Origin of the sequence: Mesorhizobium sp. LSHC412B00, assembly GCF_000503035.1 — a bacterium.
GTDB lineage: Bacteria > Pseudomonadota > Alphaproteobacteria > Rhizobiales > Rhizobiaceae > Mesorhizobium.
In genome coordinates, this window is the sequence record NZ_AYWB01000015.1 from 1 (window position 1) to 13,966 (window position 13,966).

Below are 13,966 nucleotides of genomic sequence, written 5' to 3' on the forward strand. Positions count from 1 at the left end.
GGATTGTTCAGCACCATGCCGCCGACCGTGATCAGGCAGTCGGCCTTGAGCACCGCCGAGCCCTGCGTCTTTATGGCGTCCGAGGCAATCGAGTCCGACATGACCGAACAGCCGGTGAGGTTGACGGTGGTGTTGCCGGAAAAGAGCGCAGCCTGGGAGGCCGACGGACTGAGCGCCAGCACGCAAGCTTTGGAGGCGTCATTGATCAGCGCCACCGCCCTTGCCTGTTCGGCAACGGGCGCCTGGTTGAAAATCGCCGTGAAGTAGCGATCGAGGTTCTGCTTGACGATGACCTCCACCGCCTTCTTTGCGGTGTTCGGGCCGGACAATGGCGGCGTGTTGACCTGGATCGTGCCCGGCGTGGCAAAATTGTTCGAGGTCGCGGACTGCGTGGCGGCGGCGATGATGGGCGGGTTATCGGAACCCGCGACTTTCTCGAGCGCGCCGGCATAGGCCGCGGCATCGGCAACGGCCTGCAGCTTGAGGCTGCTGTAGTACCAGAAGGATGTCTCCACACCGAGGCCGGCGCCGCCAACCACGACCGGCAAGGTGAAGGCAACGATGACGGCANCCGTTCGTGGCGCGCCTTAGGCGGCTCAAAGCAAACCAAATCCGGGTGAACGCGTTGGATGCCATATGTATTAGAAACCACGAATAGATAAACGAATGTCTAAAAACTCCATTCCGATTCGACGTAGTCGAACGGGCTAGCTAGGCGCAAGTTGCAGCGACCGCGCAACATCCTGTCGGAGGTTCCGCCCCAATCGACGAATGCGAAATATGCCGCTATCCCGAACTTTGTTGTCGACCAAGTGACATTTAAATGCCCCCTCTGCGAAGAAGCTATCGAGAAGACAGGGGACACCGCGCTGCCGGTAAGGGGAAAGATCGGCTCACGCCGCCTCAGGAACTTTGTGCAATCCGTCCGGGGCTGGCTCTGAGGGCCACACACGCCCGAAACCAACCACTCCAGCCACGATCAGTCCGTGAGGCGCCCACGAAACAACGTGGTGCCGTCGGTCAGCTGCGACCTGGAGATATCCCGGAACCCAGCCCCGGCCATCCACCCGCGATACTGACCTTCCGTGTACGATTCGCCCGCGCGGTAAAGGTTCAGGAAGGTGAGATTGAGAAAGACACCCTCAGGCGGGCCGAGACGGTCGTCATCGACGACACCCCACCCCGCAATTGCGATCTCGCCTCCTTGGGTGAGGCAACGCGCCGCGTTCAGGATCGAACTGCGCGCCTGGTCCGGCGGCAGGACCTGGACGACAGCCTTCAGGATTGCCAAGTCATGCCGGCCGGTCGATGGCGCGACCGTTATGTCGCCTTCTTCGACAACCACATCGCCGGCACCGTATTCCGACAGGATCGCTGGTGCGACCGCCGCGACCGTCGGGAGTTCCATCAAAGTCGCCGCAATATGCGGCCATCGCTCGCGAAGACCGACCAGAATGGTCCCGGCGCCGCCGCCGATGTCGATCACCGAACTGACCGCCGAGAAGTCCAGTTCACGGGCGAGATTTCGGCCGAAAATCACCCCTCCCGGTGCGAGCATGCGGCTGAAGGCCGCTGCGGATTCTGGCCCCGCTTCGGAAAAGTCGTGCAGCGCGGCCGGCCGATTCTGCCGCAGCGACTCTGCGGTCAAAAGGTCGGCTCCCCAGAGTTCGCGCAGCAGCACATGATCGCCGCCGCGATAGGTCGGCTTGGACGCGTCAAGAAACTCCGACGCTTCGGCTCCGTTGCGAAACTGACCATCCTCGACGTCGAGGAGACCGATGCTGGCGAGCGCGTAGAGGAGCCGCGACAGACGAGCGGGCTCGACTTTGAGCGCTGCCCCAAGGCTGTCGGCAGTCGCAGCATCGCCGCCGAGCCAGGTGAAGATGCCAAGGTCCAGCCCGGCACGAAGCGCCAAGGCGGGGGGCACCCCTGCGATCAGCTTGTCGATCCGATCGGAATCCACCATGTCATATCCCGTTGTGCGATCCAGGATCGACTTTGAACAGCTCGGCCAACCTCGTCAAATCAGTTCGCCAGCGCGCCGCTCTCCGCGTCGAGCAGGTTCAGCTTGGCGGTATCGGGTTCGACGTAAAGCGTATCTCCGGGGCCAGCGCTGATCCTACCAGCGCCCGCGACCGTTGTGCGCCGGCCCGGCATACCTCAAAAATCCGGCTGTGATAATGGCTGGTCGCGCCTTCGGACGCTACGCAGGCAAGGCCAGCAGCGCCAGTCCGGCCAGCGCCGAGCCGGCCAATGTCGGCAGCATGCCGATCCTCAGTTTCAGCATGGCGACCATGGCGGCCGCCGCCAGCAGCGCGGCGCGCCAATCCAGCGACGACAGCACCGGTAGCTCCATCCCAAGACCAAAACGGTGCACCGCGCCGAAGACGACATGCAGTGCGAACCACAGCGCAAGGTTCATCACCACGCCGACCACAGCCGCCGTGATCGCACTCAGCGCCGCCGACAGCGCCTTGTTGCCGCGCAGCGCCTCGATGTAGGGGGCACCCAGAAAGATCCAGAAGAAGCACGGCACGAACGTCACCCAGACCGTCAGCAATGCGCCGAGCGATCCGGCCACAAGCGGTCCCATCGCACCGGCGTGACGATAGGCGGCGACGAAGCCGACGAACTGCAGCACCAGGATCAATGGTCCCGGCGTCGTCTCGGCCAGACCAAGCCCATCGACCATTTCACCCGGCGCCAGCCAGCCGAACGAGGTCACCGCTGCCTGCGCGACATAGGAGAGCGCAGCGTAGGCGCCGCCGAATGTGACCACCGCCATCAGGCTGAAGAAGTCGCCAAGCTGTGCCCAAACACTGGCAGGGCCGGTCAGCGCCAGGATCAGTACGACCGGCCCGAGCCAGATCGGCAGCCAGATCGCGATGGTGCGCGGCGCGTGCCATTTCGTCGGCTTGGTGTGAGCGAGGTCGCCGCGTTCGAACATGACGTCGACGGCGCCCCTGACATCGGGCAAATTGTCCTTGCCGCGTGCGGCTCCGGAAAAACGCGCCGGTGCCAAGCGGTTGCCGATCCAGCCGGTCAGCCCTGCAACCAGGATGATCAGCGGAAACGGCAGCCTGATGACATAGATGGCAAGGAACGCGGCCACCGCGATCGCCATCATCACCCGGTTCTTGAGCGCCCGTTTGCCGATGCGGAGGACCGCCTCGACGACGACGGCCAGCACCGCCGCCTTGATGCCGAAAAACAGCGCCTCGATGACGGGCGCATCATTGTAAAGCACGTAGAAGATGCTGAGGCCCAGCATGACAAACGCACCGGGCAGCACGAACAGGATGCCGGCAACGAGGCCGCCGGCGGTCCGGTGCAGCAGCCAGCCGATATAGATGGCGAGCTGCTGTGCCTCGGGGCCTGGCAGAAGCATGCAGTAGTTGAGCGCATGCAGGAACCGCTGCTCGCCGATCCAGCGGCGATCCTCGACCAATTCCTTGTGCATCAGCGCGATCTGTCCGGCCGGCCCGCCGAAGGAGAGCAGGCCGATCCTTGCCCACAGTTTCGCGGCTTGGCGGAAGGTCGGGACGATCGGAGCCTCGGTAGCCTGTGCATCGTCGTCCGCGGCGAGGGCGCTCATGGCGCTTTGCCCGCGCTGGGCCAATTGTGGGTTTCGTCAGTGGCATCGCGGCACCATCTGAAGAACGCATCGTAGAGCAGCATGCCGGCATCAAGCTGTTCGAGATCGTCGCGGAACATGCGCGACAGCCCGAGCGATGCAGCGAGGAACCCGGCCGCCTGCGGTACGAGATCGAGGCGCGCCGTATCGGCTGCACGCACGATCAGCGCAAGGCGATCGAGCGCTTCGGACCGCAACCCGAACTCTTCGATCATCGTGTCGAAGGTGCAGCGCTCGCCGCGATGGCTCCAGAACACGTCGTCGATGTCGAAGGCAACCGCCCCAAACCGATCGGCGGCCGCCAGCACTTCAGACGGCTCGACAAACAGGAACACCGCCGAGGGATCGACGAAGCGGCGGATCAGCCAAGGACAGGCGATGCGGTCGACCTTGGGGCGGGCACGCGTCACCCAGACCGTGCGGCCCTTGTCGTCGCGGGGCGGTATCTTGTCGGCCTTGACCAGAAGTCCCTTGGCCGCCTGCCACGCCTCGAAGCCGCCTTCAAGGGATTCGGCAGCAATGCCCTCATGGCGCAGCCACGCGGCAACGCCTTGCGAGAGCTTCAGCCCCTTCTGGCAGATGACGACAGCATGAGCCCCCGTGAACTCGGCCGCCCAGCTCGAAACAGACTTGAAGTCGCGCCGGCACGAGGCCGGAAGCAGCCGCGGATCGACGTCGTAGTCTTCGTCGATGCGGACATCGACAAGAACAGGCGCGTCGGACAGACCGACAAGGCGGGAAAGCTGCGCTACGGTGATTGCGGTTGTTGACGGCATGGCGTCCACCTCCAGAGTGAGAGTTTGGACGCGATCATTGGGCTGACGCCTCACGGGGTCGTCGCGAAGGAACCCCTTGCCACAATGCTGGATTGATCTTTCGTCTTTGTCAAGGAAAGAGCGGCGCCGGGGGAGCGCGCCTACTGCGCCGTCCAGCCGCCATCCATCGGCAAAGTCGTGCCGGTAATCTGCCTGGCCGAGTCCGAGCACAGAAACAGCGTCAGCGCGGCGAGCTCCTCGACGGTGACGAATTGCTTCGTCGGCTGTGCCGCCAGGAGCACGTCGCGCTTGACCTGTTCCTCGGTCATGCCGCGCGCCTTCATCGTGTCGGGGATCTGCTTTTCGACCAGTGACGTCCAGACATAGCCGGGCGCGATGGCGTTTACGGTGATGCCGTCCTGCGCGACTTCCAGCGCTACCGTCTTGGTCAGACCCGCTATGCCGTGCTTGGCCGAGACGTAAGCCGACTTGAACGGCGAGGCGACCAGTGCATGCGCCGACGCGGTGTTGATGATGCGGCCCCATTTGCGCGCCTTCATGCCGGGCACCACGGCCTTGATCGCGTAAAAGGCGGCAAGCAGATTGATGCGGATGATGGCTTCCCACTTGTCGTCGGGAAACTCCTCGATTGGCGCGACATGCTGTATCCCGGCATTGTTGACCAGAATGTCGAGGCTGCCCAAGGCCTGCTCGGCTTCGCGCACCATGGCGGTCACCGCTGCGCCGTCCATCATGTTGGCGCCGGAGTAGCGGCACTGGACGCCAAAATCCTTCTCGATGCCGGCGCGCTCCTGTTCGATCGCCGCGGCTTCGCCAAGGCCGTTGATCGTGACGTTGGCGCCCTCGGCGGCAAGGGCGCGGGCAATGGCCAGGCCAATGCCGCTGGTCGATCCGGTGACGAGCGCATTCTTCGAAGAAAGGGAACCCATGGAGATCTCGCGACTGTTAGGAGGACTACAAAGGCACATAGTTTGTGCGCCGCAACATGACAATGCCATAACCATATGTCGGCGCCATCACAGCCCTAAAACGCGCTTTGCCGGCCTCGCCGAGCGCCGTCTCAAGGCTGACACGGCAGTGTTATGGTGCGGCGCAACATAGTCGGCCGCGCATTCGCGCAGTCATTCCTGAACCATCGATCCAACGAATCAGGGGGCTGTAGCTTGAAATCGCCGATGTCGTGATGCGTGCCTATGCCATGCCGCTCACCAACCGTCCTTTCCGCCCGGCCCGTATCGCTTCTTCGATCCGACGCCCTGAGCTATCCTGCAATCTCCAGCAGGGCCGATACCAGCAAGTGGCGTTCGTCGGCGGACAGCACGTCGGAATCGAAGAGGTTCATGCTGCGCAGCCCTTCGATGGCCAGAAAGCAGACCAGCAGCGTCTTGAGGTCCGGCGTCTCGCTCTTCAGCCGCTGCAGCAGCTGCGACTTGAAGGCTTTTATCGGCGTCAGGAAATCCGGATCCTCGGCGATCGCCGAGAATATCCACGAAGCCGTCGGCTTCGGCTCCTCGCAATCATCCGCCGAGAGCCGGATATAGGTGGCGAGCAGGCTCTCGCCGCTGGCGCCGGCGACACGGCCCGATTCCAGCGCCAGCTCGAACGCGCGCAGGTAATTCTCCACCAGGCCCTGCATCAGTTTGGCCTTGGTCGGAAAGTTATATAACAGGCCGCCTTTCGACACGCCGGCGCGGCTGGCGACGGCGTCAAGCGACAGGCTGCCGGGACCGGCCTCGCGTGCGACATCGGCGGCGGCGGCGAGTATCTTGTCGCGCGAATTTGCCCTTTGGGTCTTCATCGATCCCTTCCCCCGCACCAGCCTAGGCGGAATTGACAAGACCGTCCAGACGGTACAGTAAGTCCGCCGTCATTTGTAATCGGGACCTGGCGTCGATAAGTGTCCCGCTATTCGGCTATTTTGCCGGACATCGGCCGAGGGGACAGTTCGTGAAGCGCTTCATCTCTATCACCGCAATTCTGCTTCTGCTCGCTCTGGTGTGCGTCGGCGTTGTCGGCTTCAACCTGTTCCGCGACAACGCTATCAAACAGTATTTCGCCACCATGAAGCCGCCGGCGACGACCGTATCGACGGTTGTCGTCAAGCCTTCCGACTGGACGCCGGGGGTCGAGGCGATCGGCACGGTACGCGCCGTGCGCGGTGTCGACCTTACCGTCGAGACCAGCGGCATCGTCAAGGACATCCTTTTCCATGCCAACCAGAAGGTGCCGGTCGATTCGGTCCTGCTGCAGCTCGACGATGCCGTCGAACGCGCGGATCTGGTCGCGGCCAAGGCGCAGTCCGTGTCCGACAAGACGGCGCTCGAACGCGCGCTGGAGCTGCAGCGGCGCGGCGTCGGAACGGATGCCACGCTCGACACCGCTCAAGCCGCTGCATCGGCCTCCGCCGCGCAGGTCAACAAGCTGCAGGCCGTGCTTGATCAGAAGCAGCTGACGGCGCCGTTCGCCGGCACCGTGGGCATCCCCAAGATCGACCTCGGCCAATATCTCTCGCCCGGCAACGCAGTGGTGACCTTGCAGGATCTGGACACCATGCGGGTCGATTTCTCGGTACCCGAACAGCAGCTGCCGCTGCTCAAGATAGGCCAGGCGGTGCGGCTCGGCCTCGGCGGCACCGGCGGCGGCGCCGACATGCCGTTTGCCGGCTCCATTCGCGGCATCGATCCCAAGATCGACGCTTCAAGCCGCCTGGTGTCCGTCCGCGGCGAGGTCGCCAACCCTGACGGCAAGCTGACGCCCGGCCAGTTCGTCCAGGTTCGCGTCGAGCTGCCGCAGGAGAAAAACATTCTGTCCTTGCCGCAGACGGCATTGACGTCGAGCCTCTATGGCGACTTCGTCTTCGTCGTCGTTCCGGCGAAGCCGGCGGAAGGCGCCCCAGCCGCGAAACCCGAGGAAAAGCCTGCTGCAGGGGCCGACGCGGCAAAGCCGGCGGCAGATGCAAAGCCGGCAGACGCGAAACCGGCTGCCGAAGACGCCGCGGCGAAGCCCGCGGACAAGCCGGCTGTCGACCCGGCGAAGCCCGCGGCAGAACCGGAAAAGCCGGCGCTCGTGCTGTCGCAGGTGTTCGTGAAGCCCGGCCGCCGCAACGACGGCATGGTCGAGATCGTCGAGGGCATCAAGGCTGGAGACGAGGTCGTCACCGCCGGCCAAAACCGTCTCTTCAACGGCATGTCCGTCGCTGTCGACAACACCATTGACCCCAGCAAGTCGGCGAACCAGCAGGCTCAGCAATGAACTTTTCCGACATCTTCATTCGCCGGCCGGTCCTCTCCACCGTCCTCGCCTGTATGATCCTGCTCCTGGGTTTCCAGGGCATCTTCAACCTGTCGATCCGGCAGTATCCCAAGGTTGACGAGACGGCGATCACCATCACCACCGCCTATCCCGGCGCCAGCGCCGACCTGATCCAGGGCTTCATCTCCGCCCCGATCGCGCGGGCCGTCGCCTCGACCGAGAACATCGACTACGTCACCTCGTCCAGCCGGCCGTCTTCGAGCACTGTGGTCGTCCAGATGAAGCTCGGCTCCAATCCGGATGTCGCGCTGACCGAGGTCCTGTCGAAAGTGCAGGGCGTACGCGGCACCTTGCCGGATGCATCCAAGGACCCGGTCATCGTCAAGGGCACCGGCCAAGAGTTCGCGATGATGTACATCTCGATGCAGAATCCGAACATGAGCAAGGAGCAACTCACCGAATATATCGAGCGCGTCGTGCGGCCCCGCATGTCGACGGTCGAAGGTGTCGCCGACGTGCAGATCTTCGGCGCCGAGGAATATTCGATGCGGGTCTGGATCGACCCGGTCAAGCTTGCTGCGCGTGGCGTCACCGCCGCCGAAGTGCTGGCGGCGATCAACAACTCCAACTTCCTGTCGGCGCCCGGCAACACCGAGAACGAATATGTCGTCTCCTCGATCACGGTTCGCTCGACGCTGCAGACGCCTGAGGCCTTTGCCGAGCTTCCGCTGCGCTCGACGGACGGCCAGGTGGTGCGCTTGCGCGACGTGGCGCGAGTCGAGCTTGCCGCCGAGAGCACCGACACGAGGGTGAGCTTCAATGGCAAGCCCGGCACCTTCCTCGCCATCTTCCCGACGCCGGCCGCCAACCCGCTGACAACGGCGGAGGCGATCCACAAGATCGTGCCTTTGATTCAAGAGACGCTGCCGAAAGGCATGACCATCGAAATCGTCTACGATTCCACCGAACAGATCAGCGCCTCGATCGATGAAGTGTTCAAGACCATCGCCGAAGCCGTCGCCATCGTCGTCGTGGTCATCCTGTTGTTCCTCGGCTCATTCCGCTCGGTGATGATGCCGATCGTGACCATCCCGCTGTCGCTGGTCGGCGTCTGCTTCCTTTTGTTTGCGGTCGGCTATTCGATCAACCTTCTGTCGCTGCTGGCCATGGTGCTGGCCATCGGCCTTGTCGTCGACGACGCTATCGTGGTGGTGGAGAACATCCATCGCCACATGGAGGAGGACCACATGTCGCCGATGCAGGCGGCCTTCAACGGCATGCGCGAGATTTTCTCCGCCATCGTGGCCATGACCATCACGCTCGCCGCCGTGTTCGCGCCGCTGGCCTTCACCGGCGGCCTGACCGGTGCGCTGTTCCGCGAGTTCGCGGTGACGCTCGCCGGTTCGGTGGTGCTGTCCGGCCTCATAGCCGTCACCATCACGCCGATGATGGCGGCGCGTCTGCTCAAGGCGGGATCGCACAGTCGCTTCCAGCGCGTCGTCGACGGAACCTTCAGCCGTGTCGAGCATGTCTATGAGCGGGCGGTAACCGCCTCCTTGAGAAATCGACCGGTGACGCTGCTGATGGTCGTGGCGCTGGTTGCGCTCACCGGCTTCATGTTCACCAAGACCTCGAGCGAACTGGCGCCGGAAGAGGACCAGGGCTTCCTGTTGTCGATCGTGACGGCACCGCGCTACGCGACCTCGGACTACACCGAGACCTACGTCAACCAGATCCTCGGCTTGGTGAAGGACATTCCCGAAACCAGGGCGCAATTCTCCGCCGTTGCCTTTGGCGGCGCCACCAACGGCGCCTTTGTCGGCTTCGCCTTCAAGGATTGGGCCGAGCGCCAGCGCAACTCAAAGGAGCTTCAAGCCGATATCCAGGGACGCCTCGGCAAGGTGGCCGGCGTCGAGGCCTTCGTCTTCGCGCCGCCGACGCTGCCGGGCTCCGGCGGCGGCCTGCCGATCTCCATGGTGGTGCGCTCGACCGGTGGTTCCGCCGAGGTCTACGAGGCGGCCGAGCAGATTAAGAACAAGGCGCAGGCCTCCGGCCGCTTCATCGTCGTGCAAAACTCGATGTCCTTTGACGCTCCGCAGGTGACGGTGACCATCGACCGCGACCGCGCGGCGGCTCTCAACCTGCCGATCGCCGACATCGGCCAGACGCTGACGCTGCTGGTCGGCGGCGCCGAAGTGGCTCAGTTCGACCGCGATTCCAACAGCTACGACATCATCCCGCAGGTGCCGAAGGAATTCCGCGACAATCCCGAGAAGCTCGGCGAATATTTCGTGCGTAGCGTGACCGGCGAAATGGTGCCGCTTTCAGCGGTAGTGAAGATTTCGACCAACGCCGCGCCGGCCGCGATCGAGCAGTTCAACCAGCTGAACTCGGCGACGATATCAGCGCTGCCGCTTCCCGGCGTCACCACGGGCGACGGGCTGCAGACCCTGGAGAACCTTGCCAAGGAGAGCCTGCCCGATACCTTCTTCATCGATTATTCCGGCCAGTCCCGGCAGGAGAAGGAGCAAGGCAACACGATCCTTATCGCGTTCGCAGCCGCCGTAATCGTCATCTATCTGGTGCTGGCGGCGCAGTTCGAAAGCTTCCGCGACCCGCTGATCATCATGATGGCGGTGCCACTGTCGATCTTTGGCGCCATCGTGCCGCTCAATCTGGGGCTTGGAACGCTCAATATCTACACGCAGGTCGGCCTGATCACACTGATAGGTCTGATCACCAAGCACGGCATTCTTCTGGTCGAGTTCGCCAACCAGCAGCGCGAGTTGCATGGCATGAGGCGGCGCGATGCGATCGTCGCCTCGGCCAAGGTGCGCTTGCGGCCGATCCTGATGACGACAGCGGCGATGGCGCTCGGCGTCGTGCCGCTGATCGTGTCCAGTGGTGCTGGTGCGGCGGCGCGCTATTCGATGGGCCTCGTAATCTTCACCGGCATCCTGGTCGGAACCATGTTCACCCTGTTCGTGGTGCCGATGTTCTACACCTTCATCGCCAGCAAGGACCTGCCGCACCACGCCGAAAAGCCAGACCCGAAGCTGATGCCGGTGCACGCGGACTGAGCGCGAACGGCGTCAGCGAACAAACGAAAAGAGGCCGGAAATTTCCGGCCTCTTTTTTGACTGGATTGATTTACCGCGAAGCCCCGATGGAGCTCCAAGGCGGGAACTTGCGGTGCGGCATGACCTGTCCGGCTGCGCTGCACCATCGCTCCAAACGCAGTCTGCTACTTGACGATGACGATGCTGGTGTTGGTCGGGCCGAAGGTTTCGACCAACTGGTAGAAGTCGGCGGCATTGTCGGGATGCAGCCGCACGCAGCCATGCGACGCCGGCCGTCCCAGCCGCTTGATGGCGTTGGTCGCATGCACGGCGTAGCCGCCGCTGAAGAAGACCGAGTGCGGCATCGGCGCGTTGTCGTATTTCTTCGAATGCCACATCTCGTACATGCGGGTCGGCTTGAACGAGCCGGTCGGCGTGACATGCGCACTGTCGCCGGTCGAGACCTTCCAGGCGAAACTCGGCCGGCCATCGACCAGCACTTCCATGGTCTGCTGCGACAGCGAAACACGCGCGACGATCTGGTTTGCCGCGGCATGGGCGGTGCTGTTGGCGGCGCCAAGCAGAAGCGCGGCGCCGGCGGCTGCGGCGGTGACGTTGATGAGTTTGGCGGAAATGGCTTTGTACATGATGGCTCCTCTTTGCCGGTCCTGCCGGCGTCAATTCGGTGGCCGCCTTATCCCTGCGCCATGTTTCAGACTGACTTCGCTGAGGCTCGTTTGTGTTTCGAATCTGTTTCCTCTGGTTAACAAGCAAGGTGGACAAGGAGCGTGCTCCCGTCTTCGCTGCGCACTCCCGATCACGCACCGCCCCCCAAACGAAAGTGCTGATGTCCTTATATGAAAGAAGATTGGCATCGCTCGAAACCGACTTGCAACAAAGCGCGGCCTGGGCGGCATGATCTGGTTACAGGCTCACGGCAAAGTCATCCCAACGAGAACAGCCGGCGCCAACGAAAAATGAGCATCAAATCGACAACCCTGTCCTGGCTCTTCAGGATAAGCATCGCCGCATTTGTCGTCGGCGGCATCGGCACAGTAGCCGGCACCCCGATGACGAAACTGGCGGTGATGAATTCGGGTGAGATTTCGACGCTGCATGCCGCGCTGTTCATAGCCTTGGTCTGGATTGTCTCCAGTCTGCGCATCAACCGTCTCAGGGCCCTCTGGCGGGTCGGCCTCGGGTTGAAGTGGATGCGCGGCCCCTCCGGCAACTTGCTGCCGAGAGGACCGAAGGCCCGCGTCGCAACGGGGGGCTCCGTGGGCGACGCGGGCACTTCGGGTTTATCCTGAAGCACCCGCGGTTCTGATTTTGGGGACAACCGATGAAGACGAAATCTGCAGCCTCCGTGCTTTCGGTACTGCTCTATGCACAAGGCCTGCTCGGCTTTGCCGGTCTCGCCACGGTTCTCCTGAAGGACCGCGCGCATGCCGCCAGCGAAATCGTAGTCGCCAGCGAATTGCCGTCGGGACCATCGCTTCTGGTGGTGCGCTGACGCCTATGCATGGCGCCCAAGATTGCGCAGCTTTTTTGGGCGAGCCGAGGAACAATCCAGCCTCCCAACCCTCAGTCGGCGCGCTGCGTCGGCGGGTCGAACCGGTAGCCTGCGCCGCGTATAGTTGTGATGGTTTCGGTGTCGAGCTTGCGGCGCAGCCGCACGATGCGCGAATCGATCGAGCGGTCGAAGGCATCGGCATTTTCGGCGGGCGCCGCCGCAATGATGTCGTCGCGCGTCAGCACCTTGCGCGGGCTGGCCAGAAACAGCCTGAGCAGCGCCACCTGGCCCGGCGACAGCTGTTCTTCCGTACCCGAACGGTGCATGACGATGGCCGACCGCAAATCGACGGTGGCATTTTCCAGCACGATCAGTTCCTGGGCGGACCTGCCGCGCCGCGTCAGCAGGCCGCCGATGCGCGCGGCAAGCTCCCTGACATTGAGCGGACTTTCGACGACATCTGCGGCGCCAAGCTCGAGCGCCAGCACCTTGTCGACCAGATCGGCCGGCCGGCAGATCAGGATGAAATCCGGCCCCGCCTTCCCGTCCGCGCTCTGGCCGCCGCCATAACGCCTGAGCAGGTCCCGCCCTTCCGCCTGGCTGAGGCTGTCGCCGACGATGACGATATCGATGCCTCCGGCCGAAAGCAGGGATTCAGCTTCCCAGGGCTGCCGCGCCTCGCGCACGTCATGGCCGCGCCGGTCGAGATGATCGGCAAGATCGCCGGCCACCACATCGGCGACGGAAACCAGCGCGATGACGGATCGTGCAGCCATGTTTTTCTTCCCGTTCCCCCGCAACCGGATATGAGTGCTGGACATCATGTTTATACCCAATCTACTTTCCGCTGAAAGCGGGAGCGAGGCCATAGTGCGGGCACGGATTGTCATCGTCGAGGACGAGCCCGATCTCCGGGACGCGGTCGCCGAGTATCTCGGCGCCAACGGCTACGATGTGACCCAGGCCGGAAGCGCGGCCGAGGCGCGCGCCTTGCTGGAGACGGAATCGTTTCATTTGGCCATTCTCGACATCGCCATGCCGGGCGAGGACGGACTGTCGCTCGGCCGCTGGCTGCGCTCGAAAATACCGGTCGGCATCATCTATGCCACGGCTGCCGGCACCGCACTCGACCGCATTGTCGGGCTGGAGCTTGGCGCCGACGACTACATCGTCAAGCCCTACGAGTTGCGTGAGGTGCTGGCTCGTGTGCGCAGCGTGCTGCGCCGCGTTCCGCAGCCGAGCCCGCCCCAGGCGGCGAAGACACAAGCCGATGGCGGCCGCCGCCTGACCTTCGGCCCGTTCCAGGCCGACCTCGACGGCAGGCTTGTCACCGGCGCCAACGGCGCCGTCATCGACATGGCCAAGAGCGAGTTCGATGTGCTGGAGGTTTTCCTGACCCGCGCCAACCGGCTGTTGACGCGATCGGCGATCTCCGAGGCGATTGGTTTTGTTGAGGATCCTGAATCGTCGCGCGCCGTCGACATTCGCATCATGCGGCTGCGCAAGAAGATCGAAACCGATCCGGCCAATCCGAAATTTTTGCGCACAGTGCGCGGCGAAGGCTATATCTTCTCGCTGCCGACCGGTGACGGGCACTAGAGCAATTACAGGAAAAGTGTACGCGGTTTTCCGCCCGGAATTGCGTAAAAACAAAGAGATAGAGGCTTCTCCGTTTCCGTGAAACGGTGAAACGCTCTAGCAATTCCAGGAACAGTGCGTAGCGATTTCCGTT

The 13,966-nt window shown here is 63.3% G+C and carries 13 protein-coding genes; 5 read left to right on the top strand and 8 right to left on the bottom strand.

Features of this window, described 5'->3' with window-relative positions; genetic code table 11:
- From X757_RS142390 to X757_RS142365, 6 genes are all read right to left on the bottom strand, one after another.
- On the bottom strand, nucleotides 1–539 hold a 539-nt coding region (locus X757_RS142390), incomplete at its 3' end, for a pilus assembly protein TadG-related protein (protein ID WP_373432854.1).
- Nucleotides 540–979: 440 nt separating this feature from the next.
- Nucleotides 980–1,966, bottom strand: coding sequence for a methyltransferase (locus X757_RS142385; protein ID WP_023727273.1), 987 nt, complete (start codon nucleotides 1,964–1,966; stop codon nucleotides 980–982).
- Nucleotides 1,967–2,203: 237 nt separating this feature from the next.
- Nucleotides 2,204–3,595 (bottom strand): chromate efflux transporter, encoded by a 1,392-nt coding sequence (chrA, locus tag X757_RS142380; RefSeq protein ID WP_023727274.1) that lies wholly within the window; start codon nucleotides 3,593–3,595, stop codon nucleotides 2,204–2,206.
- Nucleotides 3,592–4,410 carry a sulfurtransferase/chromate resistance protein gene (locus tag X757_RS142375; protein ID WP_023683941.1) on the bottom strand — a complete coding sequence of 273 codons (819 nt, stop codon included), beginning with the start codon at nucleotides 4,408–4,410 and terminating at the stop codon, nucleotides 3,592–3,594. The genes chrA and X757_RS142375 overlap by 4 nt, the downstream gene beginning before the upstream one ends.
- A gap of 140 nt (nucleotides 4,411–4,550) precedes the next feature.
- Nucleotides 4,551–5,339: a 3-hydroxybutyrate dehydrogenase gene (locus X757_RS142370; protein ID WP_023683942.1), complete on the bottom strand. Its 789-nt coding sequence runs from the start codon at nucleotides 5,337–5,339 to the stop codon at nucleotides 4,551–4,553.
- A gap of 332 nt (nucleotides 5,340–5,671) precedes the next feature.
- Nucleotides 5,672–6,208, bottom strand: coding sequence for a TetR/AcrR family transcriptional regulator (locus X757_RS142365; RefSeq protein ID WP_023683943.1), 537 nt, complete (start codon nucleotides 6,206–6,208; stop codon nucleotides 5,672–5,674).
- Between the two features lie 149 nt (nucleotides 6,209–6,357).
- Here X757_RS142365 and X757_RS142360 point away from each other — a divergent pair, with 149 nt between their 5' ends.
- Both X757_RS142360 and X757_RS142355 read left to right on the top strand, forming a co-directional pair.
- Nucleotides 6,358–7,662, top strand: coding sequence for an efflux RND transporter periplasmic adaptor subunit (locus X757_RS142360; RefSeq protein WP_023683944.1), 1,305 nt, complete (start codon nucleotides 6,358–6,360; stop codon nucleotides 7,660–7,662).
- Nucleotides 7,659–10,742, top strand: coding sequence for an efflux RND transporter permease subunit (locus X757_RS142355; RefSeq protein ID WP_023696405.1), 3,084 nt, complete (start codon nucleotides 7,659–7,661; stop codon nucleotides 10,740–10,742). The genes X757_RS142360 and X757_RS142355 overlap by 4 nt, the downstream gene beginning before the upstream one ends.
- A gap of 164 nt (nucleotides 10,743–10,906) precedes the next feature.
- Here the strand turns inward: X757_RS142355 and X757_RS142350 are convergent, their stop codons facing one another.
- Complete coding sequence (locus tag X757_RS142350; RefSeq protein ID WP_023727275.1) at nucleotides 10,907–11,368, bottom strand: L,D-transpeptidase; 462 nt, start codon at nucleotides 11,366–11,368, stop codon at nucleotides 10,907–10,909.
- 330 nt (nucleotides 11,369–11,698) lie between these two features.
- Between X757_RS142350 and X757_RS142345 the strand changes: the two genes are divergently transcribed.
- Nucleotides 11,699–12,031 carry a hypothetical protein gene (locus X757_RS142345; RefSeq protein ID WP_023670061.1) on the top strand — a complete coding sequence of 111 codons (333 nt, stop codon included), beginning with the start codon at nucleotides 11,699–11,701 and terminating at the stop codon, nucleotides 12,029–12,031.
- Between the two features lie 32 nt (nucleotides 12,032–12,063).
- Nucleotides 12,064–12,234 carry a hypothetical protein gene (locus X757_RS1000000167040; RefSeq protein WP_023670062.1) on the top strand — a complete coding sequence of 57 codons (171 nt, stop codon included), beginning with the start codon at nucleotides 12,064–12,066 and terminating at the stop codon, nucleotides 12,232–12,234.
- 71 nt (nucleotides 12,235–12,305) lie between these two features.
- On the opposite strand, the gene X757_RS142340 is transcribed toward X757_RS1000000167040, so the two are convergent.
- Nucleotides 12,306–13,010 (bottom strand): response regulator transcription factor, encoded by a 705-nt coding sequence (locus X757_RS142340; protein WP_023670063.1) that lies wholly within the window; start codon nucleotides 13,008–13,010, stop codon nucleotides 12,306–12,308.
- Between the two features lie 94 nt (nucleotides 13,011–13,104).
- Here X757_RS142340 and X757_RS142335 point away from each other — a divergent pair, with 94 nt between their 5' ends.
- Nucleotides 13,105–13,833 (top strand): response regulator, encoded by a 729-nt coding sequence (locus X757_RS142335; protein ID WP_023670064.1) that lies wholly within the window; start codon nucleotides 13,105–13,107, stop codon nucleotides 13,831–13,833.
- The last annotated feature ends 133 nt before the right edge of the window (nucleotides 13,834–13,966 follow it).

Coding starts and splice junctions, on each gene's coding strand:
- X757_RS142385 (WP_023727273.1), bottom strand. CDS start 1,966: ATGGTGGATTCCGATCGGATCGACAAGCTGATCGCAGGGGTGCCCCCC.
- chrA (WP_023727274.1), bottom strand. CDS start 3,595: ATGAGCGCCCTCGCCGCGGACGACGATGCACAGGCTACCGAGGCTCCG.
- X757_RS142375 (WP_023683941.1), bottom strand. CDS start 4,410: ATGCCGTCAACAACCGCAATCACCGTAGCGCAGCTTTCCCGCCTTGTC.
- X757_RS142370 (WP_023683942.1), bottom strand. CDS start 5,339: ATGGGTTCCCTTTCTTCGAAGAATGCGCTCGTCACCGGATCGACCAGC.
- X757_RS142365 (WP_023683943.1), bottom strand. CDS start 6,208: ATGAAGACCCAAAGGGCAAATTCGCGCGACAAGATACTCGCCGCCGCC.
- X757_RS142355 (WP_023696405.1), top strand. CDS start 7,659: ATGAACTTTTCCGACATCTTCATTCGCCGGCCGGTCCTCTCCACCGTC.
- X757_RS142350 (WP_023727275.1), bottom strand. CDS start 11,368: ATGTACAAAGCCATTTCCGCCAAACTCATCAACGTCACCGCCGCAGCC.
- X757_RS142345 (WP_023670061.1), top strand. CDS start 11,699: ATGAGCATCAAATCGACAACCCTGTCCTGGCTCTTCAGGATAAGCATC.
- X757_RS1000000167040 (WP_023670062.1), top strand. CDS start 12,064: ATGAAGACGAAATCTGCAGCCTCCGTGCTTTCGGTACTGCTCTATGCA.
- X757_RS142340 (WP_023670063.1), bottom strand. CDS start 13,010: ATGGCTGCACGATCCGTCATCGCGCTGGTTTCCGTCGCCGATGTGGTG.